Source organism: Nocardia suismassiliense, from assembly GCF_900269665.1.
Taxonomy (GTDB): domain Bacteria; phylum Actinomycetota; class Actinomycetes; order Mycobacteriales; family Mycobacteriaceae; genus Nocardia; species Nocardia suismassiliense.
The window spans coordinates 2,148,067-2,170,612 of sequence record NZ_LT985361.1 but is presented as its reverse complement, the minus strand read 5'-3'; the positions used below and the strand labels follow the sequence as shown (position 1 = coordinate 2,170,612).

Sequence of the window (22,546 nt, the reverse complement as noted above, 5' to 3'; positions counted from 1 at the left end):
TCACTGACTAAATTAGTCAGCGGGTCGTACTATTGTCAAGGAGTGGAATGGCCGACGCCGAGCTGAACGCGGGCCTGCTGATGTTCATCGCGCACCGGTCGATGGAGGACCGGATCTTCGCCGAGCTGCATGCGGCCGGGTTCACCGACATCACCGTGGCGCAGGGCCGGGTCGCACAGCGCATCAGCCGCGACGGTATCCGCCTGACCGAGCTGGCCGAGCAGGCGCAGATCACCAAGCAGACCGCGGGATTCCTGGTCGACCAGCTCGAACGCGCCGGGTACGTGGAGCGCGTGGCCGATCCGACCGACGGTCGCGCCCGTCTCGTCCGGCTGTCCGAACGGGGCAAGAAGGTGGCGGTGTTCGCGAACTCGATCGCCGACCGGATCGAGGCCGAATGGGCCGCGCACCTCGGGACCCGACGCATGCGCGAACTACGCGCCGCCCTCACCGCGCTGCGCGAGATCACCGACCCGTACGCCCATCCAGGAGGTGCGGCTGCCCAGCTCGGTAGCGGTCCCCGTTGAGCGGTTCCAGCACAGGCAGTTCCGAAAATGAAAAGCGATGAGTCAAGAGTTCCCGGGCGATTTCGTCGGGTGCAGTGCTGGGCCGTCTTACCGACCTTCCGGCAGAGAGGAGACTGGGCGCGTGGCGGACGGAATTCAGCTGATTGTGGTGGATGCGGCGAATGTCATCGGCTCGCGCCCGGATGGCTGGTGGCGCGATCGTGCGGGAGCGGCTCGAAGATTACTCGAGAAACTGTCCGCTTCGACGCTGCGACGCGAGCAACCCGTCGAGGTGGTCGTGGTGCTCGAAGGCAAAGCGAAAGCGGCGGATCCGTCTGTGGATGGTGTGCGGGTGGTGCTGGCAGACAGCTCCGGCGACGACGCGATCGTCGACGTCGTCGCCGCGGCCGTCGAGCAGAACAGCACACGGTCGATCACCGTCGTAACCGCCGATCGCGAACTGCGTGATCGCGTCGCAGCGCTCGGCGCGCACACCGTCGGACCCGGCTGGTTGCTGGAGCGCATCGGATAGCCAACCGACCAGTCCTCATCTCTTTCGGGAAGGTTGGCCAACCGCCCCATAACAATTGGCCGGCTGGGTAGTCCCCCGGTATGAGCGATGTTTTCGAGGAACGTGGCCAGCCGTCCCTCGGGCGCGCCTCCCCTGAATTGCTGGCCGCCCGTGCGGTGATCGAACAGGCGAAGGGCGCGTTGATGCTGGTCTACGGGGTAGACGCGCAACAGGCGTTCAGCATGCTGCGCCGCCGTTCGCAGGAGACCAACGTCAAACTGCGTGCGCTGGCCGCGCAATTGATCGCCGAACTGCCCTCACTGGACCTCGCGCCACCGGAACTCCGAGCCAAAGTCGACTACTTGCTGCACATCGCCCACCCGGGGGGCACCAAATCTTCGGGCAAACCACCCGCTGAGCTCTGACCAGCACCGACACCGGATCGGCGCGAAATCCGTTGGGACGTATCGGACAATCCGTCCGCGGACAACGGGCCAACCCAGCCCCCGATGCGATCGGTGACAGCGCGCCCGCTACGGTGCGCGGGTGATCCTGCTCACTGTCGGCTTGGTTCTGTTGGGTGTCTTCGCACTTCGGTTCCATCTGGACCGGCGGCGGCTGAGCAACGGAATCTATCTGCTGCTAGGGGTGGCGGTGCTCGGCGCGTGGGCACTCGGCTCGGGTAACGACATCGATCTGACGCTCGCGCTGGTCGGGCTGCTCGTGGTGTTGTCACCGCTCGTGGTGCTGGTACTGGCCGGGCTGCTACTCGCCAACGGCATGCAGATGGTGCGCCGCGAGGGATTACGGATCGCGAACCTGCTCTCGATCGGGCCGGGGATCGTGCTGCTGGTGCCCTATGTGCTGCTCGGCGTCGCCATCGCGACCGGCAGCCTGCGCTCGGTCCTGCTGGCGTCGCTGGTGCTGGCGGTGAGCTACTTCGGGTTCGTCTTCACCGGCTTCGTGGTGTATTCGCTGCTCTACGGATGGCTGCCGTACAAACCGGGGATGGACGCGATCGTCGTGCACGGTTCGGGCCTGGTCGGCGCGCGCGTCTCGCCGTTGCTCGCCAGCCGGCTGGACCGGGCGATCCAGATCTACTGGGACGAACTCGCGGAAGGCCGCCGCCCGGTGATCATCGCCAGTGGCGGAAAGGGTTGCGACGAGGCGGTGTCGGAGGCCGCCGCGATGGCGGACTATCTGCGGGCCCGCGGCATACCCGACGAGAGCGTGGCCACCGAGGCCAGGTCGACCACCACGCGGGAGAACCTGCTCTTCATCAAGCGGCTGCTCGGTGAGCGCGGCACGTCGACCCGAATGGTGTTGGTCACCAGCAACTTTCATGTGCTGCGCACGGCGATCCTGGCCCGCAGGCTGAAGCTGGACGCCGAGGTGACCGGCGCGCGCACGGCCTTCTATTATCTGCCGAGCGCGATCCTGCGCGAGTTCATCGCGATCGTGGTGGCCTACAAGTGGACCAACGCGATCACCTGTCTGACGCTCGTGGCCTTGCCGCTGCTGCTGGCCCTCGCTACCGGCGGAATGCCGACCGGCCACTGAATCAGGAAGCGTCGACGCGCTCGTGCACGGTCAGCAGTAGGTGATCGAAGCGGTTGCGAAACCCCGCGCTGTCTTTGCTGAGCATCCGGAGTTCGTTGACGAACTGCGCGGCGAGATCACGCAGCTTGGTATTGGTCTCCTGGGAGCGCCAGCGCAGCACCCGGAACGCCTGATCCGCGTTCACCCCGTAGGCGAGGATCAACGCGCCCTTGGCCTGCTCGATCACGGCGCGCGCCTCGATCACCTCCGGCAGGATCTCCTCGAGCACCTCCTGCCGCTGCTCCTCGAGCCGTTCGGTCACGTCGACGTAGTAGCCGGACGTGCCGACCGCGGTGCCGTCCTCGTCGACCATCAGGTCACCGACCACGACGACCTCACGGACCTCGTCTTTGGTGTCGATGATCCGGTGCCTGCCACAGAACGGCTGACCGGTTTCCGCCGCGGCGGCGATGCAGCTCGCGACATGTTCCCGATCGTCCGGGTGTTTATGGGACAACAGCAGCTCGGTCGTCGGTTTCACGGTTCCCGGCTCGTAGCCGTACATCGCCGCCAGCTCGTCGGACCATTCCCACCGCTGGTCGGCAAACCAGAAGCGGAACCAGCCGGGCTCGGCGCACGCGTCGATGCCGATGGTCTCTTCCATCGCGCTCACCATTTCCGGTGAGACGTCGTCGCCAAGCGTCACCGCTCCAGTATCCGCCGAAACGCTCGTGCTTCGGAACCCGACCCACAAATACGCCGAACTCGTGACACCGGCCGAGGGCCGACAAGATCGTCCGGAATGCGTAAGCGAGAAGCGCGACCTGACCATCGCGAGTGTGCCATGCTCGTCACCGTCGGCGAATGTGGTTGCACCCCAGGCTGATCGCGAGGAGAAACATGAGCCTTGTTCCGTCGTTGCGGCGCCTCGGATCGGCGGCGCTGGCCGGTGTGCTGGTCATGGCCCTCGCGGCCTGCGGGGATGCCGGACCCGACGCGCCCGCGGAAACCAACGCTCCGGTCGCGACCACGCCGATGGCCGACGAGACCGCCTTTGTCTCCGTCACCGACGTCGAGCCGACGATCCTGGTCGATGCGCGCTATTTCGGGGAGCACAACTTTCTCGGCACCCGGGTGACCGGTTACGAGGCGCCCCGCTGTTTGCTGACCAAGCAGGCGGCCGCGGCGCTGGCGGCGGTGCAGCGGGAGTTGCAGCCGATGAACCTCTCGCTCAAGACCTACGACTGCTATCGGCCGCAGCGCGCGGTCGATCATTTCGTCGCGTGGGCGAAGGATCTCGGCGATGTGAAGATGAAGAAAGAGTTCTATCCCGCCGTGGACAAGGCGAACCTGTTCCGCGACGGCTACATCGCCGAGAAATCCGGGCACAGCCGGGGCAGCACCGTGGACCTCGCCATCGTCGCCCTGCCGGCGGCCGACCCGGAACCGTATCGGAACGGTGATCCGCTGCGCGAATGCTTCCTGCCCACCGAGCAGCGGTTCCGCGACAACATCCTCGACTTCGGCACCGGCTACGACTGCTTCGACCCCGCCTCGCACACCGCGAATCCGGCCGTCGGCGGCACACAGCGGGCCGTCCGCGCGCTGCTGGCCGAGCTGATGGAAGAACACGGGTTCACCAGTCTGGCCGAAGAATGGTGGCATTTCACCCTGAAGGACGAGCCGTTCCCGAAGACATTTTTCGACTTCCCGGTGCGTTAGACACAGGGCCTCACCGTTCTTCTCCGCAGGTCGCGGCCTGCTCCTACACTGAGAAACAGCGGCACGGTCGACCGCAGGAGCGCCACGGCAATTCCGCGATCGGCATACTCGTAGACCCGATCCGCCCAGGGCCGCAGCAGCAGGCCCGTTTCCCGGAGGAGGCGGCATGCCCGATCCATCGCACCTGAAGATCTGCCTATTCGGCCAGGGGTGCACCTGCCCCACCGTCACCCTGTTCCTCGCGCCCGAACCGCTGATCCCCGGCGGCAGCATTCTGCACCTGCTCGAACAGGCGCCGCTCGCCGCCAGCACCGGCGCGCCGGCCCCGGATGCCGACCTGGTCGACCTGGTGCAGACCGACTCGACCCAGGCCGATCCTGGCCCGCTGGTGCGCACCGAATTCCGGGCGTTCCGGTCCGGGCTGCCCGACCCGCACGAGATCCGCACCATCCTGCACGACCGGCACATCACCGACACCGCACCGGTCGGGCTCGATCTCGATGATCCCGCCGAAATGACCCGGCTCGCCCTGCTGCCCGAGCGCCCCATCGGATTCCGGCGCACCGAGGACTTCCAAGAGGAAGCCATCCGCCGCGCCATGCTCGCCGTGTACCGGCACTTCCAGGTGGACCAGCGAATTCGCTTGACCTATCACGGTTTCGCCGACCCGGCGACCGGCTGGTTCGCCCTGCGCACCGCGATCGCCTGATCGGCTCAGTCCTTGCGGGCGATCCCGCCGTACGCGCCGGAGCGTTCGGGATGGTCGCCGACGTCGGCCGGATTGTCGGGACGCCACAGCGGCAGCTGCACCAGCCCTGGCTCCAGCATGGTCCAGCCCTGAAAGAATTCGGCGATCTCCGGCTTGGTACGCAGCACGATCTCGGTGGAGGTGCGCCCGGACAGCTTCTGCGCTTCCAAGACCTCTTCGGGTTGCCCGTCGGCCGTGGCGTGGGTAATCGCGAGATAACTGCCGGGTGCGATCGCGTCGCGCAGCCGCGCGATACAGCCGGCGGGATCGGTCGCATCGGGCACGAAATGCAGCACACCGAGCGCCAATACGGCCACCGGCTGGTCGAAGTCGAGCAGCCGCGCCACCTCCGGGTCGGCGAGAATGGCGTCGGGATCACCGATGTCGGCTTGCACGACAGCGGCGGCGGGATTTCCGTCGAGGATGGCCCGGCTGTGTGCGACCGCGACCGGGTCGATGTCGACGTAAACCACACGGGCCGATGGGTTTACCGCCTGGGCGACCTCGTGCACATTACCGACGGTCGGGATGCCGGAGCCGATATCGAGGAACTGGTCGATGCCTGCCTCGACCAGGAATCGCACGCACCGGCGCAGCAAATCCCGGTTGGCACGCATGGTCTCCGCGACATTGGGCGTGAATTCCTCGATCTGGCGGGCCAACATTCGGTCGATCTCGAAGTTGTGCATGCCGCCGACGAAGTAGTCGTATACGCGAGAGGCGCTGGGACGATCCAGATCGATACCCTCGGGTGCCCAACTCGGTCTGGTCATCAATCGCCAACCCTTCTCGAAACATCGCTTGCCAGCGACGAAAGCATCGCCATCGTAGCCGGGTTCGCGAGTGGCCGCAGTTGGGCGGAGCTCCGCAAATCGGACTACGATCAGACGTTATGGCGTGGGATGCCGGGAGCGGTTCTGATCCTGGCGGACCGCACGCCGAACTGGCCGGGAAATGGGCGGCCGCACTCGGTGGCGGGCCGCGCAATCACGTCGTGCCCATGAGCTCCGCCGAAACCCGCGCCCTGCTGACCACGCTGGCCAAGGAATTCGTCGACATCGCGGCGAATGCGGGACCCACCGACCGAGTCGCCGGACTCGGCGGTGAGCTCGCCCGCTCGCATTTCGTCGGTGACGAGGTGCTCGGTCGCAGTCTCGCCGTACTCAACACCTACCTCGTGGACGCGGGCACCGTGTCCGCGGATCGAGCCGCCGAGTTGCTGGCCGCCTTTGCCACCGGTTATCTGCGCGCCTTCCGCGCCTGGTTGCTGGCCGAGCAGGAAAGCGTCCGGGCCGCCGACATCACCGCTCGACGGCTGGTCGAGCAGCAACTGCGGTCCAGCGAGGCGCGGCTGCGCGCGGTGTTCTCCCAGGCCGGGATCGGCACCGGGCTCTCGGACATGACCGGACGGATCATCGAGGTCAACAATGCCTTCGCGGGCATGCTCGGTTACCAGCCCGAGGAGATGTGCCGGCTGTCGGTCACCGATCTGACCCACCCCGACGACGGTCCGGACATGTGGCAGAAGTACGCCGGGGTGCTGTCGGGCAAGTACGACAACGTGCAACTGGAGAAGGCCTACCGGCATCGCGACGGCGGCACGGTGTGGACCCACATCAACGTCTCGCTCATCCGCGACGAGCACGGCCAGCCGCAGTACACGCTGGTGCTGGTGGAGGACGTGTCCGAGCGCCGCGCGCTGCGCGAACGGTTGCACTACCGGGCCCACCACGATCAACTGACCGGTCTGCCGAACCGGTCCCGCTTCTTCGACGCGCTCACCGCGGCCTACGCCGACAGTGTTCGGGTCGGGCTCTGCTATATCGATCTCGATCACTTCAAAACCGTCAACGACACCTTCGGCCACACGGTCGGTGACGAATTGCTCGCGCAGGTCGCCGCCCGGCTCAACGCGTGCGTCAACCGAGCCGATCAGCTCGTCGCGCGCATGGGTGGCGACGAATTCGTCGTGCTCATCCCGCATTCCACCGGCGTCGAGGAAGCGGCGGGGGTGGCCAGGACGGTGTTGCACGCGCTGGCGCAACCGTTCTACGTCCACGAGCACCAGCTGACCGTCACCGCCAGCATCGGCGTGATGGAGGAACGCGCCGACCGGATGTCGGCCACCGACTTCCTGAAGGCGGCCGACACCAGCATGTACTGGGCCAAGGCCGCGGGCCGCGGGCGGTACGCGATCTTCGACGCCGATCGTGGTCGCCGCGAACACACCAGCGCCGAACTGTCGGCGGCCATGCCGTCGGCGCTGCGGGACGGCGAGTTCTACCTCGACTATCAGCCCATCGTCTCGCTGGCGAGCGGGCAGACCGTGGCGGTCGAGGCGCTGGTGCGCTGGCGGCACCCGGATCTCGGCATTCTCAGCCCGGCCCGGTTCGTCGACCTCGCCGAGGACAACGGGCACATCGGCGCGCTCGGCTCCGTGGTGCTGGAGACGGCCTGTCGCGCCAGCCGCGAATGGCACGATCGTTATCCGCAGACGCCGACGGTCAGCGTCAACGTATCCGCCGCCGAAGTGGCCGATCCCGCTTGGCTTGACCACGTCCAGCAGGTCATCGCCGAGACCGGGATGGACGCGAGCCTGCTGCAATTGGAGCTGACCGAGCGGGCGTTCATGCAAACCACCGGACGGCCTTTACGCGCCTTGCATACGTTGGCCGACGCCGGTGTCCGCATCGCCATCGACGACTTCGGCACCGGCTACTCCAATCTGGCCTATCTAGGCCAACTTCCGCTGCACGTGGTCAAACTCGCCGGACCCTTCATCCAGCGCATCCGCACGCCGGACACCGCGAGCCCCACCGACCTACTGCTGCTCGAGACGATCATCGATCTCACGCACGCCCTGGGCTTCACCGTCACCGCCGAGTGCGTCGAAACCCGCCACCAGGCCGACCAACTCCGCGACCTCGGCTGCGACACCGCCCAGGGCTGGCACTTCCACTATCCGATGCCCGCCGAGCAGGTGACGACGCTGCTGAGCATGTCCGATCTCCGGCTGAGCTGAAACGCCCACTGCCGCAATAATTCACAGCTTGGCGGCGCTGTGCACGGTGCCGGTCGGATAGATCATCCGGTCCGGTGGATTGCTGGTGCGGCGCGCGAGCGGATAGTAGATGGCGGCGGTGAACACGATGCCGACGATCCAGGAAATGTCTGCGCCACCGAGCATTTCGGTGACCGGACCGGTGTAGAGCTGCTGGGCCAGGAACGGGATCTGGGCCAGCACGCCGAGCGTGTAGCAGGCCAGGGCGGTGCTGTTCCAGCGGCCGTATCGGCCGTCGGGGTCGTAGAGCGCGGGGATGTCGATGCGTTCACGGGAGATCAGGTAGTAGTCGATCAGGTTGATCGCGCTCCACGGGGTGAACACCATCAGCAGGGTCAGCACGAAATTCTTGAAGTTGCCGAGGAAGTCGGCGCTGGCCCCGATCGCGACGAGCATCGACACCGCGGTGAAGCCGACGATGTAGGCGGCCCGCGCGAACGGCGTGGTGCGTGACTGCCCGTTGAACGCGGTCACCGAGGTCAGGATCGACATGAAGCCGCCGTAGGCGTTGAGACAGTTCACCGTCAGCTTGCCGACCACGATCACCAGATAGATCAGCAGCGCGAGCACGGCGGGCCCGGCGAGGTCGCCGATGAAGCCGACCTGGTTGCCCAGGAACGCCTTTCCCGCCACCGCCGCGACCAGCGCGCCGAAGGTCATCGACCACTGGGAGCCGAGCACGGTGCCCGCGAAGGTCGCCAGGAAGGTGGTCCGGTCGCTGGTCGAGCGCGGCAGGTAGCGCGAGTAGTCGGCCACGTAGGGTCCGAAGGTCAGTTGCCAGCCCGCGCCGAGCGAGATGGCGAGCACGAACGTCGCCATCTCGAACGGCTTTACGCCGACGTAGCTGCTCACGTCGTATTCGGTGCACAACCGGACGGCGAGGTAGCTGAATCCGACAACGCCCACCACCGTGGCGATGCGCCCGACCATGTGGATCAGCCGATAGCCGGTCACCGCCACTATCGCGGTGAGCGCGCCGAAGACGAGCATGCCGACCGTCGCGTTGTCGATGTGCAGGATCTTGTTCACCGCCTGACCGGCCAGCACCGTGCCGGTCGCGGCGAACCCGAGGTACATCACGATGACGAGCAGCAGCGGCAGCACCGCCCCGAACACCCCGAATTGCGCTCGGCTGGAGATCATTTGGGGCAACCCGAGCCGCGGCCCCTGCGCCGAGTGCAAGGCCATCACGATGCCGCCGAGGATGTTGCCGATGAGCAGGCCGACGATCGCCCACAGCGCGTCGGCGCCGAACACCACCGCGAGCGCACCGTCGACGATCGCGGTGATCTGCATGTTCGCCCCGAACCAGAGGGTGAACTGGTTGACGGGCGTGCCGTGCCGTTCGGCGTCGGGGATCACCTCGATGGTGCGGCGCTCGATTGATGCGCCCGCGTCGAGTTGCTCGTGCGCCATGGGCCCGCCTTCCGTCATCCGGGAACAGCTGGAAGTGCGGGAGAGCCCGGCGAGCTGTCACTGCGTCCGAGTATCGCGCACACTGGTCGGTCTTGTAGTTCTTTGCACCGCATACCGACCGGGCGTGGTCCGCTACGGCGTAGACAGTTCGCGAGGCCGACCGGCCGGCGGTTCGGATCGAATACGCCGGATCAACCAGTAGACCGGCTCCGCGAGAATGCTCGCCAGACGGGTGTAGGGCCAGATGGCGACGAACAGCATCAGGACCAAACCGCGAGCCTGATAGATGAACGGCGCGTGCACCATGGCTTCGGGATTCGGGTGCAGCGTGAACAACGACCGGAACCAGGTGAAAAGAGTTTCGGCGGTGCGATAGCCGTTCTCGGAGGAGTTGGGGTCGAATTTGATCGCCACCCGCGTCAGTAGACCGGCCACCAGCATCGGGAAGGTGATGCGGTCCAACGGGCTGATCACGGGCCGGCCCGGGCTGCCGATCATGTCCGGCACGAACAGCAGCACCGCGCCGACCGTCGCGACCACGACGGCGCACACCTCGACGGCGACAATGACGACATAGAACGTATTGTCGGGGTGCGAGTTCGGCCCGGAGACGAGCAGATCGGTGAGCCGGGCGGCGATCATGCCCGCCATTCCGACGCGAAATGCATGCCCGCCGATCCGCTGCGCCCGGTCGGTTTCCGGACCGGTGCTGTACCAGCCGAATCGGTCGTGCCGATATCGCCAGAAATGGCCGATGATGAAGGACAGCAGCGCACTGTAGGGCAGGACAATCCACAGCACCGACATCATGCCGTCCCCGCCTTCGTCATCGAACCGAGAAATAAAAACTATCCGAGGTACGCACCACCTTCGCAGAGAGCGGGCCGTCAAACAAGAGCCGGACGGCCCTCGCGTTCAACGGCGATTGTCGTTGTGGCCGAACGGCATCGGGCAATACGGGGTCTCCGCGCAGGTCGGCAAGTCGTGGCAGCCCGCGGCGAGCGCCGCTTGCAATGTTGTCTTGATCTCGGTCAGTTCGGCGAGTTTCGCGTCCACTTCGGCTAGTTTCGCGGCGGCACGGGTCGGTAGATCGGCGCCGGTGCGGGTGCCCTCGAGCAGATCGGCAACCTCGTCGAGCCGGAAACCGAGCCGCTGGGCGGTCTTGATGATGCGCAGCGTCGTCACCGTCTCGGGTGGATACATTCGATGGCCGCCCAACGACCGATCGGGATCGTCCAGCAGTCCTCGTCGTTCGTAATAGCGCAAGGTCTGCACATTCACTCCGGCAGCTGCGGCGACCTGCCCTGTCCGTAAAGCCTTGTCATTCATGTACTCGTGCCCTTGCCCGCTCCGTGAGCGCATCGAGAACCTCGACCTGACTGTCGGGAACGCCGATCCGCATGACCACATCATCGCCCACCGTGGTGAACGCGAAGTCGAAAAACGAACAGCACTCGGATTCGCGAGCGGCCAGATCCCGGCCGAGTTCTTCGGCGTCGGAAACAATCAGCAGATCCAGCCGGGTCGGGCGCACCCGGCGCACCTCCCGCACCGATTCCGCGAAGAACCGATCGAACTCCGCGGTGCGCAGGGGCTGTTCGGCGGTCGGCAACGTGCACGAATCGGCGGCCCAGTTTTCAGAATTGTCGATCATAAAACCACGGTAAGTCCGTACCACGGTATCGATTGCAACCCTGGATATCGCGCCCGACGAGTCAGCCCGAAGCGATCGCGGTGATCAGCGTGCGGGACGCGATGGTGCGGGTGGTGATGAGCTGGGTGAAGGTCTTGGGTTGCTCGCCGGGGTACTGCTGGGTGAGCTTGACCTCCCAGTGCGCCAGGCCGTCGTCGCCGTCGCGGGTGCGGGCGATCTGCACGCAGTAGCGGGTGCCGACCGGAATCTGGTTGATGCCGCGCTGAATCTGCTCGGCGGGCGACACGATGGCGTTGTCGGCGACCACCGCGCGGGCCCGGTAGCCGGAGCGTTCCACGTAGTAGGCGTATTCGAAGGCGAGGATGGCGTCCGGGCCGGTGGCGGTGCCGCCGGGGTCGGTGCCCGAGACGGAGTCGGCGGTGCGCTTCTGTTCGCAACCCTGGGTCGCGATCGCCGCCGGCTGGGCGGGCACCGTTGTCGTTGTGGTCGTGGCGGTTCCGGTGGCGCCGCGGGCGGGGATCGTACCGGTTTCATCGGCCGCAGGCGTGTCGGTGCCGAACCCGTTGACAGCGGTGAACAGGATCGAGACGACGGCGATTGCGACACCGAGCACGATCAGGACCGCGAGCACCTTGTTGCCGCCGCCGCGCGGCTGTTCGCGACGCCGGGTGGGATGGCGCAGCGGGACGCCGGGATGGATGCCGGATCGGTTGATGATCGCGGGCGGCGGATTGACGGTGTCCTCGGGGCCTTCGGCGGTGAACGCGTCCACGCGGGTGCGCCGCCGGTCCGGCTCGACCGGCGGTGTCGGCGACGGCTCGACCACCGCGGGCTGCGGGTCGAGCCAGTGCTCCCAGTCGCCGGTTCGCCGGGGCCGCTCCGGGGTGGGTGGCTCGGACACGGCGACCTCCGGATCTCGGCGACGCACCGGTGCGCGGCGGCCGGACGGGCGCCGCCGTCGTCGCGCCTTGCCGGTGGGTGTGCGCAGCATGGGCAAGCCCATGTCGAACGGATTGCCCTGCCCCTCTTGCCGACCCGGTGTGTTCGGGTCAGAGGGTGTCATCGTCGTAGTCGCCGAGGACCGGGGTCACGGCGACCGCGGCCGTCGGCACGGTGACGCCGAGCTGGCCGTCCTTGGGTTTGTGTTCCTGGTCGTCCGGGCGTGGCGGCGGCGGCAATGCCACGCCACCGCCGGTGCCCGGATGGCTCTGCTGATCCGGGTTGCCCGACCGGGACGGGGTATCCGCCGGGGCCTGCGCTTGCGGCGCCGGAGCGGGCGCGGGCCTGGACTCCGGTGCCGGTGGTGGTGGCGGCGCCTCGACCTTCGCCGACGGCGCGGAGCCGTGCTGCGCGGGCGGGATCACCGTGCCGGGACCGGTCGGCGAGGACGGAGTGGACGGCCGGGCGCCCGCGCCGAAGTCGAACAGCTTCGGCGAGGCGCTCGAGTTCGGCGCACCGCTCGACTGATCCCCGGCGGTGCTGCCCGGGCGGATCGCCTCCTGGACAGCCGTGTCCGCGCCGGCCGCCACGGTGTCGATGGCGTGCGTGCCGACCTCGGCGACCTTGTCGACGATGTGCGTGCCGACGCCGGCGATCTTGTCGATGATGTTCGTGCCGATGTCGACGCCCGCGTTGATGGCGGCGGTACCGAGTTGCACGCCCGCGTTGATGAGTTGCTGTTGCAGCTGGAGTTGGGCGGCCAGCGCCGGATCCGCGGGCTGGGTGGTGCCGCCGATGCCGGGCGCCACGGTGCCGGGGACGGTGGTGCCGGGGACGAATTGGCTTGTGCCACCCGGGATGAACTGGCTCGTGGTGCTCGGCTGCGCGGCGGTGACGCCGGACGGCTGGGTGACGGTGAGTGGTCCCATCCGGTCCAGTCGCCTGCTGTGGTCGTCCATCTCGGTTTGCGCGACGTCGACCGTGGTGAGAGCGTCGCGCAAAGCTTGGGTCGCCCGCGCGATCACGGCATCGGTGTCCGGGGCGGCGGTGGCGTTGCCGAGGATCTGGCGTGCGTCGCGCCGGAAGTCGGCGATGATCTGATCCACCGTCCGCGCGGCGCGGGCGCTGGTGGCGTGCGCGTCGCCGAGCACGCTGAGATACGCCGGTCCCCGGTCGGAGATTTCGCCGATCTCGGTCTGGGTGGTGCGCAGCGCGGGCACCGCGGCGTCGGCGCCGCGGGAGGTCCACGTCGATTCGAGCGCGTGCAGGCCGTCGCGGTGCGGGCCTTCCACATCGGCGGCCTGCGTGGATGCGGCCGACAGCGCGCTCGTCGCGGTCTGATTCGGGGTACCGACACCGGTGCCGAGGCTGGCGCGCAACTGGAGCAGCGGGCGCACCAGCGCGGCGACGATCGGCGGGTCCACGTTCGGATCCTGGTACGTGGTCACGGGCGCGACGGTGTCGGCCGGGGCGGCCTGGGACCGCCTGCGTAGTCCGGTCAGGCTTCTCATGTCAGCGTCTCCCCGGTCCGGGTGATGGCGCCCGCGGTATCGGTATCGATGCCCTGCATGTCCGAGGTGTAGCCGCGCAGGATCTGACCGTAGGTGCCGACGAGTTGTCCTGCGGTGGACAGCGCCTGGGCGTGTTCGGATACCGCCGTGGCGAAGCGCGCCGCGAAATCGGCGCCGACCAGCCCCAGGTCGGCGGCCAGCTGGTCTTGATTCACCGCCCCGGAGGCGACCGCGGCCGCCGAGGCCAACTGTTGGGAGACCGCGTCCGCGATCGCGGTGTAAGCGGCCACCGCCGCCGGATCCAGCTTCAGCGTGTCCACCGTTCCCCTCCCGGGTTCCCAGTCTTTCGCTACCGCGACATGATTCGATGACAAGCCTACTGCGCGACCTGGACACCCTGCGTCCGATCGTCGCTAGTCCGTTCCGCCTGAGTATGGCAACCAACGGGCACGATGTCATGCGCTGGCGCAGCCGCCGACCCGATGGCGCGTCCGAATTCCCGCGCTGCGTGCGATTCTTCCGGTGCGGGCGGCGCAGTGGACCTGCGCGGCGGAGTCGGCCGACGCAGCACTTTTACCGAAGAATCCGGAAGCTCTTCCGCGCTCTCGTCGGCAGGCTTAGGCTTGACTCTTTGTGCGCGACAGAGCAGGCGGGGACGGACGGCTCGGCGCGACCCGGCACCCATGGCGCGCCGTCGCGGTCTACACGCAGCTCGTGCGCGCGGGTTTCCGACGGCAGTCACAGTACCGGCTGGCGATGTTCGCAGGCCTTTTCACCAACTGCGTGTTCGGTTTCGTGCGCGCGGCGGTGATGCTGGCGGCCGTGCGCGCCGCCGGTGATTTCGGCGGCTACGACGAGGGGTCCATCGGCGCGTACGTGTGGCTCTCGCAGGGGCTACTCGGCGCGATGCAGTTCATGGGTCCACCGTTGGACCTGGCCGACCGGGTCCGGAACGGCGACATTGCTATCGATTTCCTGCGCCCGGTGGACGTCCAGTTCGGTTATCTCGCCGGTGATCTCGGCCGGGCGGCCGCCACCATGCTGCCGCGCGGGGTGCCGAGCGTGCTGATCGGCGTGCTCACCTTCGGGCTCGTCATGCCGAGCACGCCCGGCCCCTATCTGCTCGGCGCGGTGAGCGTGCTGCTCGCCGTGGCCCTGTCGTTCCTCTGCCTGTTCGGCGTCGCGCTGATCGGTTTCTGGGTGGTCGAGACCCGCGGCATCCGCGTGCTGTATCAGGTCGCCGGCACGTTCCTGGCCGGACTCTTTGTACCGGTGCACATGTTCCCCGCGTGGCTGCGCACCGTCGCGCAGGCGACGCCGTTCCCCTCGATCCTGCAAGCGCCGATCGACGTGCTGTCCGGTCGGATCACCGGGACGGCGGCGGTGAGTGTGGTTGCCGTGCAGGTGTTCTGGGTGCTGGTCGTGGGCGGCACGGGCCGGCTACTGCTGGCGGCCGGGCGGCGCAAACTGGAGGTGCAGGGTGGTTGAGCAGGGCACCCTGCGGGCCGGGACCTGGGCCACCCCGTACGCGGCGGTGCTGCGCTCGCGGATCCGCGCCCAGCAGTCCTACCGGCTGTCGTTCGCCAGCGAGGTTTTCAGCGCGTTCCTGATCGGCCTGGTCGAGTTCGCCGAGGTGTGGGTGATCTTCCACAACGTCCGGGTGCTCGGCGGCCTCGATCTGAACGCCGCCCTGCTGCTGTTCGGGTTCGGGCAGTCGACGTTCGCGTTGGCTCAGGTGGTCTTCGGTCATCTGGACACCCTCCCGACGCTGATTCGCATGGGTCAGCTCGACGCCTATCATCTGCGCCCGCAACCACTGCTGCTCCAGCTCATCACCAGCGACATCTCACTGCGCCGCTTCGCCCGCGCCGCCGTCGCGCTCGTGGTGCTCGGATTCGGGCTGCTGCACAACGACATCGACTGGAGCCCGGAAACCGTTCTGTTGGTGCTGCTCACCCTGGTGAGCGGTATCGTTTTGTTCGGTGGCGTTTTCGTGTGCGCGGCCGGCTTGCAGTTCTTCCTGATCGACGGCGCGGAGCTCACGAACAGTTTCACCTACGGCGGCTCGTTCGCCGCGGTGCAACCCGCCACCGTATTTCCGATCCCGCTGCGGCTGCTGTTCGGCTTCGCCATTCCGGTCTGCTTCACCGCCTATCTGCCGACCATCGCCCTGCTGCGGCTGCCCGGTCCCGCGCTGTTGCCCGCGTGGCTGGCCTGGTGGTCGCCGCTGGCGGTGCTCTGGGTGTGGCTGCTGGCCCTGAGTTGCTGGCGGTTCGGTACTCGGCACTATCAGGGAGGCGGCGGATAACGTGGCGGATTCCGGCTTTTCGGACCCGATCATCGAGATCGAGGACCTGACAAGACAATTCACCCTGTACCGCAAGGACGGCCGCCGCTGGCGCAGGCGGCGCGAGACGCTCACCGCGGTGGATCGGATGACCTTCCGGATCGAACGCGGCACGGCGGTCGGCTATATCGGCGCCAACGGCGCGGGCAAGTCCACCACCATCAAGATGCTCACCGGCATCCTGGTGCCGACCGCGGGCCGGGTACGCACCTGCGGGCTCGAACCCGTCCGGCAGCGGCGCGAACTCGCCGCCCGGATCGGGGTGGTGTTCGGGCAGCGCTCCCAGCTCTGGTGGGATCTGCCACTGCACGAATCGTTTTCGATCCTCGCCGCCATCCACCGCCTCGACCCGGACGTCGCGCGCAAGCGCAAACACGAGCTGATCGAGCAGCTGGAAATGGCCGACACGCTGGACACCCCGGTGCGCCAGCTCTCGCTCGGCCAGCGCATGCGCGCGGAAGTGGCTGCGGCGCTGCTACATTCGCCAGAACTGGTGATCCTCGACGAGCCGACCATCGGCCTCGACGTGCTGTCCAAGCAGCGCCTGCGTGAGTTCCTGCGCGCCGAACGCGCCGACCGCGGCACCACGCTGCTGCTCACCACGCACGACATGGGCGATATCGAAAGGTTATGCGGCCGTGTGCTCGTGGTGGATCACGGCTGCCTGGTCTACGACGGATCGCTGACCGGGCTGGCCGCCACGGTGGGTGCCAGGCGCGTGCTCGTCGTCGACCTGGCCGAGCCCGCACCGGATATCGACGACCTGCCCTGCGCGCAACTGCTGGACTCCGAGGCCGGCGGGATGCGCCAGCGACTGGCCTTCGATCCGGAGCAGACCACCGCCGCACAACTGCTCGCGATGGTGTCCGACCGGGCCGAGGTGCGCGATCTGTCCATCGAGGAACCGGAGATCGAGGACGTGGTCCGCCGGATATACGAGTCCGCCCGCTGACTCAGCGGACGGATCCGGACTCGTACCGGGAGACGGCAGGCGCGAGTCCAGTCCGGCCCTCGCTAACCCAGCGGCCTGCTCAACGGCACGTTCACGAAGCTGGGCGCCGACGGGTCGAGCACGAGGTGTTGCGGGGCCACCGCGTTCAGGATGCCGCCGTCGAACAGCATCGGCGGTGCGAGGAAGCCGCGGGGGAAGTTGCTCGCGAAGACGTTGACGCGCAACCGATGTCCGGGCTGTAGCACGGCGTCGACCGGGTTGACGGCGACGTCGAGGGGGGTCGGTTGTCCCGGCACCAGGGTTTGCCGGTCGGCGAGCGTCAGTTTGTACACCGTGTGCGTGTAGTCGCCGTCGGCGTCCTTCGCGCTCTTGGCCTCGTCCACCGCGCGCAACGAGGCCGCGAGCTGCCCGCTCGCCAGCACCGTCGACTGACCGTTCGGCGCGACATCGTTCACGGTGACCGCCCAATAGCCCTCGATGTTGTCGTACATCGTGTTGAGGTGCACGGTGATCGGGCCGGACAGCACGGTGGGCTGCTCGACCGGTGCGCCGGTGAAGGTGAGGCCACCCAGTTCGTGGATGCGGTCGTCGCGCCCGCAGAAATTGAGCAGTCCGATGACGCCCGCGGATTCGACCGCCGCGTCCCGCGAGCACAGCGAGGTGAGGCCGGCGACCGGGGAAACCGTCAAACGTGCTGCGCCCTCGGGTTTTCCGGCGCTCAGCGAACCGTCGTAGACACTGGTCGCGGTGCCGCTCGGCGTGGGCGAGAGATACATGCGCTGGTAGTCCATGCCGGGCCGGGGAAACGCCGGCGCGGTGGTCCAGCCGCCGCCCTGCTGCCACAGCGCGACCGGCCCGTACTCGTCGATGCCGTTGTCGATGCCCTTGAGCCACTTGTCGTACCAGGCCATCTGGAGCACGTCGAGCCGCGGCGGCCGGCCCGGATTGCCGAGGCCGGAACCGGGATTGAAGTGATAGGTGTCGCCCATGATCAGCTTCTTGCGCTCCGGCGGCAGCGGGATGTCGGCGAACGACCGAGCACTGGACGAGGCGAAGATGTCCTGCCAGCCGCCGTAGGCGAAGGTCGGTACCTGAATCCGCTCCGGATGACTGTCGGTGAACGCCGAGCGCAACGAGCTGCCGGGCAGCAGCTGTTCTTTCAGCGGCGCGGGCACCGAATCCACGCTGAGTGACAAGGCCATCAGGATGTAGTCGAAGAACTCCAGCGGCGTGGCCACCCGATCCTGTAGCCATTTCAGGTCCAGGTGACCGAGCGCTATGCCGACCGGGTCCGGGAAATTCGAGATCAGGTCGACGCCCGCGATATACAGCGGGCCGAACAACCCCAATCCGCCGCCGGGGAAGGCGACATCGGTGAGCGTGTCGGTGCTGCCCTCGACCGGGAATATCGCTTTGAGCGCGGGCGGATTCTGTTCGGCCGCTTTGAATTGGTTGATGCCGGAGTACGAGATGCCGGACATGCCGATATTGCCGTCCGACCACGGCTGCTTGCTCGCCCAGTCGATCATTTCGAGGGTGTCCTGACCCTCCCTGCTCTGGAAGAACTGCCAGGCGCCCTGCGAATATCCGGTGCCGCGCACGTCGGCCACGATGTAGGTGTAGCCGTGTTGCACCAGCTTACGGTCGGCACCGAAGGTCCGCGCGGCGCCGCCGCTGAGCGCCCTGGTCAAATCGGTGATCGAGTCGAACGGCGTGCCCGCGAAGTCGAACCGGTTGACCAGCTCGATCAGCGCGTCGGACAGCACCGGGATGTTGAGGGCGAGATCCGCGATCAGGGACACGAATTTCGTGTACGGGGTGAGGTTGAGGATGGTGGGCAGCGGTTCGGTCACGATGTTGCCCGCGGCGTCGACCGGCCGATAGATATTGGCCTTCAACACCGTCCCGTCGCTCATGGTGATCGGCACGTCGAAGTCGATGTGCACCGGGCCGGGGTACTTCGCCGGACCGTCGTGCGCGGCCGTCCACTGCCTGCCGAGCTCACCCCCGTCCGGCGCCGATTCGGCGACCGCGGTGCTCGGCACAACCCACAACGCGGCCATGGCCGCGGCGACAACCAGGACCCCGACCCGACCCAACCCGCGACGAAATGTCCTCATCGACCTCGACCCTTCTGGCTGACCTGCTTAAAAACACTGCCGTACCTATGACGGGTGTGAGAGTAACCGGGACCACATCGAATGGACAAGTATGAGTCAGATCACTGGCGCGAGGTGTCTATCCTCAGGGGATGGGACTCGAAGCCGGTGTCGACCGCGGCCGCCTGCCACGTGGCACCCACGGCATGGCGCCGGAGGCGGTGGCCCACTCGCAACGCATGCGGATGTATCTGGGGGTGCTGGAGGCGGTCGCCGAACGGGGTTACGCCGCAACGACTGTCGGCGACATCGTGGCTCGCGCCAACGTCTCGCGGCGCACCTTCTACGAGCTGTTCCGCGGCCGGGACGACTGCTTCGCCGAGGCCTTCGAGGCGGCCGTCGGGCTGGTGCTCGGCGAACTCGCCGGCAGCGTGCAGGCCACCCCGCGCAGCGAGTGGCGCGCACTCATCCGCACCACGCTGGAGACGTACCTGCACGTCCTGGCTGAGAACGGTATCTACGCCCGCGCGCTGCATATCGAATGCCTGGTGGCCGGGCCGGTCGTCGCCGAGCAGCGCCGTCAGATGAAAACGTTACTGGCGCACCGCATGCACGCGGCTTTTCGCATCGGTCGCGCCGAAGGCGATATCCCGGTGGACATTCCGGCGGAAATATTCGACGCACTCATCGGCGCGGTCGACGACCGTATTCGCGACTGCCTGGAAGGCCCTGGCGCCCAAGCGCTCCCCACCCTGAGTGCACATCTGTACCAGATCACCATGGCGCTGTTCGGCGTTCCGGAATGGGACGCCTAGCCGGGACCGCTGCCCTGCGCCGAATACAGGCTCACTTCGCCGTCCTCGCTCAGGAACGCATTGACCAGCATGATGCGCTGGGCCTGCAGATCGTCGGTGGCCGGCGCCTCGGTGGTGATCGAAATCTGCGGTATAGCTGCCCAGTTCACCACGTAACGCTCGGGCGGTCCGTTGTCGTCGGAGAGCCTGGCGAGGCGGAAGACCGACACGGTCTTGCGAACGATGAGCGTGCGCACGACCTCTCCGATTCGCTCGGGGTCTTCCAGCGCGAACATGAACCCGAAAGTGAGCTCGGGCGATGACACGTAGGCGGGCACGAACACCGAGGCTAGCGGATCGACCGAGACCGCGCAGCCGCCGCGCCGAACCGGTTGCTGATCATGCGCCCGCCCATCCTTGTCGGAGATACCGACGGTGCACTCATGTGACCGATCCGTAACGGACCATAACGATTTACAAGCGGCTTTAGGTTTCGTACACCATACTATTGCGCCGATTCGGCAACCGCGCTTTCCTGAAAGAGTCCCGATTATTCGGGCCGTCTTCCTCATCGCATCGTCGCGGATTTCCCGGTTTCTTTGCCGTGCTGGTGGACTATGGGGGTGACGTCCGAGCTCGGGACTGCGCCGGAGCCGAGGGGTGCCCCTCCCCGAAATCCCCCTCGGCCCTGGCGCATCCAGATCGGGATAGATACCGCAGGGGTGTACGCACATGCCGACCGAATACGCACGCGTCCGTATCGGGACAGAAGAACTGCCGCCACCCGCTGAACTCTTGCGCGCCTTCCGCGAACCCGACGATCCGAACCGGCGCCGGCACAGCGTGCTCAGTGCCGCCCGGCAGCTCGTCGAATGTCACGAGCGGCGGTACAAGGCCATCGAAGCGGCGCACGCGCCCGACGCCTCGCCGGGGCGGGTCGCGGCGTGCACCCAGCGGGTGGAGGACATCGACGGGCAGCGCGCCGAGTTGGTCGGGCAGATCGACGTGTGGGTGGCCGACAATGTCGAGCACCGCGGCGGCGCCTCGCTGCATACCGAGACGCTCGGCGCGGTGATCGATCGTATGGCGGCGAAATGGGTTGCGGCACAACGAGCTCTGCGCCGAGCACCGCAGCAGCGGGCACGCCCGGTGCAGGTGGACGGGGAAGCCCACCTGCAGTGGTGCAGGCTCGCCGAATTGACCGACGGTTACCGGGATCTGGTCACCGACGTCACCGAACACCGGCGCAGGCTGCCGGTGTGGTGATCAGCGGGTCTCGTCGACTCCCGGCTCGACCACCTCGGCGTCGACGAACTCCGTGTCGGTAGCGACCGGCGGCTTCGGCGCCGCGGGTGCCGGATCGTCGGGCTCGAGATCCACCTCCCGCCGCGCCTCGGCGGCATCGCGCCGAGCCGCGGCGGCGGCCTCGTTCATCTCGATCGCGTCGGTCACCCACTCACCGATCTCCTTGGTGACCTCCGCGACGGTGCCCGCGATGATGCTCGCGATATTGCCGACATGTTTGGCGCCCGAGGACGTCAATTCTTGAATGAGGTCCTTGTTGCTTTCGAATTTCCCGATCATTCACACGCCCACTTCGGTTGCCTTTCGCTGACGCATCACGATAACACCGGGAGACGGTTCGCTCTTGACCAAGCTGGGCGGCAGTGCAAGCTTGAAAATTTTCAGCCAGACCGAGCCGATCTGCTTGCTCAACGAGCCGGTGTTGTACGGGAGTCCGTACTTTTCACACAATGCGCGAACCTCCGGCGCGAGGTCCGGATAGCGGGCCGCCGGGATGTCCGGGAACAGGTGGTGTTCGATCTGGTGCGACAAATTGCCGGACATGATGTGGAACAGTTTGCTGCCGGTGATGTTGGCCGAGCCGAGCATCTGCCGGATGTACCACTCGCCGCGGGTCTCGTCGGCGGTCTCCTCTTCGGTGAACGTCTGTACGCCGGTGGGGAAGTGACCGCAGAAGATGATCGAGTACGCCCAGACGTTGCGGACCAGGTTCGCGGTGACGTTGCCGGCCAGCGTGCTGAGGAACAGCGGCCCGGTCAGCGCCGGGAAGATCAGGTAGTCCTTGAGCGCCTGCTTGCCCGCCTTGCGGAACTGGCCGGTGACGAGCCGCTTGATGTCGGACCACTTCCGCTTGCCGCGCACGATGTTCTCGACCTCGAGGTCGTGGGCCATCACGCCCCACTCGAACAGCATCATCAGCGCGAAGGCGTAGAGCGGCTGGCCGAGGCGCAGCACGTTCCAGGACTGGCTCTCGTCCATCCGCAGGATGGAGTAGCCGATGTCGCGGTCCTTGTTGTGGATGTTGGTGTAGGTGTGGTGGATGTAGTTGTGCGAGTGCTTCCACTGGTCCGCCGGGCAGACCGTATCCCATTCGAAGACACGGGAATTCAGGCCGGGCTCACGCATCCAGTCGTACTGGCCGTGCATGACGTTGTGGCCGATCTCCATGTTGTCCAGGATCTTCGACACGCTCAACGCGGCGACGGCGGCCAACCAGACCGGCGGCAGGAAGCCGAGGTACATCAGGCCGCGCCCGGCGATCTCGAAACCGCGCTGCGCCTTGATGATCGAGTAGAGGTATTCGCGGTCGCGGTCGCCGAGGTCGGCGACGACCTTGGCGCGCAGCTCGTCGAGCGCCTTGCCGAGTTCCTCGATCTGGTCCGGGCTCAGTACCAGCGGGCCGTCTTTGGTTTCGGTCAGGATTGTCATTCGATTAATCCTTT

Annotated in this window: 25 protein-coding genes; 12 read left to right on the top strand and 13 right to left on the bottom strand. The window is 66.9% G+C overall.

The features are described 5' to 3' along the window. Positions 1-47 precede the first annotated feature (47 nt). The 4 genes from DBO33_RS09595 to DBO33_RS09580 all read left to right on the top strand — a co-directional run bounded on the left by DBO33_RS09595 (position 48) and on the right by DBO33_RS09580 (position 2,577). Positions 48-527 (top strand): MarR family winged helix-turn-helix transcriptional regulator, encoded by a 480-nt coding sequence (locus DBO33_RS09595; protein ID WP_107654716.1) that lies wholly within the window; start codon positions 48-50, stop codon positions 525-527. Between the two features lie 121 nt (positions 528-648). Continuing rightward, positions 649-1,038, top strand: coding sequence for an NYN domain-containing protein (locus DBO33_RS09590; RefSeq protein WP_234390757.1), 390 nt, complete (start codon positions 649-651; stop codon positions 1,036-1,038). Positions 1,039-1,118: 80 nt separating this feature from the next. Next, positions 1,119-1,442: an ANTAR domain-containing protein gene (locus DBO33_RS09585; protein ID WP_107654714.1), complete on the top strand. Its 324-nt coding sequence runs from the start codon at positions 1,119-1,121 to the stop codon at positions 1,440-1,442. A gap of 121 nt (positions 1,443-1,563) precedes the next feature. Further along, on the top strand, positions 1,564-2,577 hold the full coding sequence (locus tag DBO33_RS09580) for a YdcF family protein (RefSeq protein WP_107654713.1): 1,014 nt from the start codon (positions 1,564-1,566) through the stop codon (positions 2,575-2,577). Between the two features lies 1 nt (position 2,578). Here the strand turns inward: DBO33_RS09580 and DBO33_RS09575 are convergent, their stop codons facing one another. Next, positions 2,579-3,262, bottom strand: coding sequence for a PAS and ANTAR domain-containing protein (locus tag DBO33_RS09575; protein ID WP_107654712.1), 684 nt, complete (start codon positions 3,260-3,262; stop codon positions 2,579-2,581). Between the two features lie 194 nt (positions 3,263-3,456). Between DBO33_RS09575 and DBO33_RS09570 the strand changes: the two genes are divergently transcribed. Continuing rightward, positions 3,457-4,278 (top strand): M15 family metallopeptidase, encoded by an 822-nt coding sequence (locus DBO33_RS09570; RefSeq protein WP_199856566.1) that lies wholly within the window; start codon positions 3,457-3,459, stop codon positions 4,276-4,278. 166 nt (positions 4,279-4,444) lie between these two features. Continuing rightward, positions 4,445-4,987: a hypothetical protein gene (locus DBO33_RS09565; protein ID WP_107654711.1), complete on the top strand. Its 543-nt coding sequence runs from the start codon at positions 4,445-4,447 to the stop codon at positions 4,985-4,987. Between the two features lie 5 nt (positions 4,988-4,992). Here the strand turns inward: DBO33_RS09565 and DBO33_RS09560 are convergent, their stop codons facing one another. After that, positions 4,993-5,799 carry an SAM-dependent methyltransferase gene (locus tag DBO33_RS09560; RefSeq protein WP_107654710.1) on the bottom strand — a complete coding sequence of 269 codons (807 nt, stop codon included), beginning with the start codon at positions 5,797-5,799 and terminating at the stop codon, positions 4,993-4,995. Between the two features lie 119 nt (positions 5,800-5,918). On the opposite strand from DBO33_RS09560, the gene DBO33_RS09555 reads away from it, so the two are divergent. Then, positions 5,919-8,048 carry a putative bifunctional diguanylate cyclase/phosphodiesterase gene (locus tag DBO33_RS09555; protein WP_107654709.1) on the top strand — a complete coding sequence of 710 codons (2,130 nt, stop codon included), beginning with the start codon at positions 5,919-5,921 and terminating at the stop codon, positions 8,046-8,048. 21 nt (positions 8,049-8,069) lie between these two features. Here DBO33_RS09555 and DBO33_RS09550 read toward each other — a convergent pair whose 3' ends face one another. The 7 genes from DBO33_RS09550 to DBO33_RS09520 all read right to left on the bottom strand — a co-directional run bounded on the left by DBO33_RS09550 (position 8,070) and on the right by DBO33_RS09520 (position 13,927). After that, positions 8,070-9,503: a purine-cytosine permease family protein gene (locus DBO33_RS09550; protein WP_107654708.1), complete on the bottom strand. Its 1,434-nt coding sequence runs from the start codon at positions 9,501-9,503 to the stop codon at positions 8,070-8,072. A gap of 132 nt (positions 9,504-9,635) precedes the next feature. Beyond that, positions 9,636-10,313, bottom strand: a complete 678-nt coding sequence (locus DBO33_RS09545) for a respiratory nitrate reductase subunit gamma (protein ID WP_107654707.1) — start codon at positions 10,311-10,313, stop codon at positions 9,636-9,638. Between the two features lie 105 nt (positions 10,314-10,418). Then, positions 10,419-10,832, bottom strand: coding sequence for a MerR family transcriptional regulator (locus DBO33_RS09540; RefSeq protein ID WP_107654706.1), 414 nt, complete (start codon positions 10,830-10,832; stop codon positions 10,419-10,421). Beyond that, positions 10,825-11,157, bottom strand: coding sequence for a hypothetical protein (locus tag DBO33_RS09535; protein WP_107654705.1), 333 nt, complete (start codon positions 11,155-11,157; stop codon positions 10,825-10,827). Before DBO33_RS09535 ends, DBO33_RS09540 begins: the two co-directional genes overlap by 8 nt. 61 nt (positions 11,158-11,218) lie before the next feature. After that, positions 11,219-12,220 (bottom strand): hypothetical protein, encoded by a 1,002-nt coding sequence (locus tag DBO33_RS09530; protein WP_159080183.1) that lies wholly within the window; start codon positions 12,218-12,220, stop codon positions 11,219-11,221. Then, the gene (locus tag DBO33_RS09525; RefSeq protein WP_107654703.1) at positions 12,207-13,607 is read right to left on the bottom strand and encodes a hypothetical protein; all 1,401 of its coding nucleotides are present in this window, start codon (positions 13,605-13,607) and stop codon (positions 12,207-12,209) included. Before DBO33_RS09525 ends, DBO33_RS09530 begins: the two co-directional genes overlap by 14 nt. Beyond that, entirely contained in the window at positions 13,604-13,927 is a 324-nt protein-coding gene (locus DBO33_RS09520) for a hypothetical protein (protein ID WP_107654702.1), read from the bottom strand. The genes DBO33_RS09525 and DBO33_RS09520 overlap by 4 nt, the downstream gene beginning before the upstream one ends. A 313-nt stretch (positions 13,928-14,240) precedes the next feature. Between DBO33_RS09520 and DBO33_RS09515 the strand changes: the two genes are divergently transcribed. The 3 genes from DBO33_RS09515 to DBO33_RS09505 all read left to right on the top strand — a co-directional run bounded on the left by DBO33_RS09515 (position 14,241) and on the right by DBO33_RS09505 (position 16,906). Beyond that, a complete protein-coding gene (locus tag DBO33_RS09515; protein WP_107654701.1) occupies positions 14,241-15,095 on the top strand; it encodes an ABC transporter permease in 855 nt (284 codons plus the stop codon). After that, on the top strand, positions 15,088-15,915 hold the full coding sequence (locus DBO33_RS09510) for an ABC transporter permease (protein ID WP_107654700.1): 828 nt from the start codon (positions 15,088-15,090) through the stop codon (positions 15,913-15,915). Before DBO33_RS09515 ends, DBO33_RS09510 begins: the two co-directional genes overlap by 8 nt. Before the next feature lie 127 nt (positions 15,916-16,042). Then, positions 16,043-16,906, top strand: a complete 864-nt coding sequence (locus tag DBO33_RS09505) for an ABC transporter ATP-binding protein (protein WP_407670606.1) — start codon at positions 16,043-16,045, stop codon at positions 16,904-16,906. A gap of 62 nt (positions 16,907-16,968) precedes the next feature. On the opposite strand, the gene DBO33_RS09500 is transcribed toward DBO33_RS09505, so the two are convergent. Then, entirely contained in the window at positions 16,969-19,026 is a 2,058-nt protein-coding gene (locus DBO33_RS09500) for a CocE/NonD family hydrolase (protein WP_234390756.1), read from the bottom strand. Between the two features lie 131 nt (positions 19,027-19,157). Here DBO33_RS09500 and DBO33_RS09495 point away from each other — a divergent pair, with 131 nt between their 5' ends. Next, entirely contained in the window at positions 19,158-19,820 is a 663-nt protein-coding gene (locus tag DBO33_RS09495; RefSeq protein ID WP_107654698.1) for a TetR/AcrR family transcriptional regulator, read from the top strand. On the opposite strand, the gene DBO33_RS09490 is transcribed toward DBO33_RS09495, so the two are convergent. Then, the gene (locus tag DBO33_RS09490) at positions 19,817-20,143 is read right to left on the bottom strand and encodes a hypothetical protein (RefSeq protein WP_228542196.1); all 327 of its coding nucleotides are present in this window, start codon (positions 20,141-20,143) and stop codon (positions 19,817-19,819) included. The genes DBO33_RS09495 and DBO33_RS09490 overlap by 4 nt on opposite strands. Positions 20,144-20,531: 388 nt before the next feature. On the opposite strand from DBO33_RS09490, the gene DBO33_RS09485 reads away from it, so the two are divergent. Beyond that, positions 20,532-21,065: a DUF4254 domain-containing protein gene (locus DBO33_RS09485; RefSeq protein WP_107654697.1), complete on the top strand. Its 534-nt coding sequence runs from the start codon at positions 20,532-20,534 to the stop codon at positions 21,063-21,065. On the opposite strand, the gene DBO33_RS09480 is transcribed toward DBO33_RS09485, so the two are convergent. Beyond that, positions 21,066-21,383 (bottom strand): hypothetical protein, encoded by a 318-nt coding sequence (locus DBO33_RS09480; RefSeq protein WP_107654696.1) that lies wholly within the window; start codon positions 21,381-21,383, stop codon positions 21,066-21,068. Then, positions 21,384-22,532: a fatty acid desaturase family protein gene (locus DBO33_RS09475; RefSeq protein ID WP_107654695.1), complete on the bottom strand. Its 1,149-nt coding sequence runs from the start codon at positions 22,530-22,532 to the stop codon at positions 21,384-21,386. Positions 22,533-22,546 lie beyond the last annotated feature (14 nt).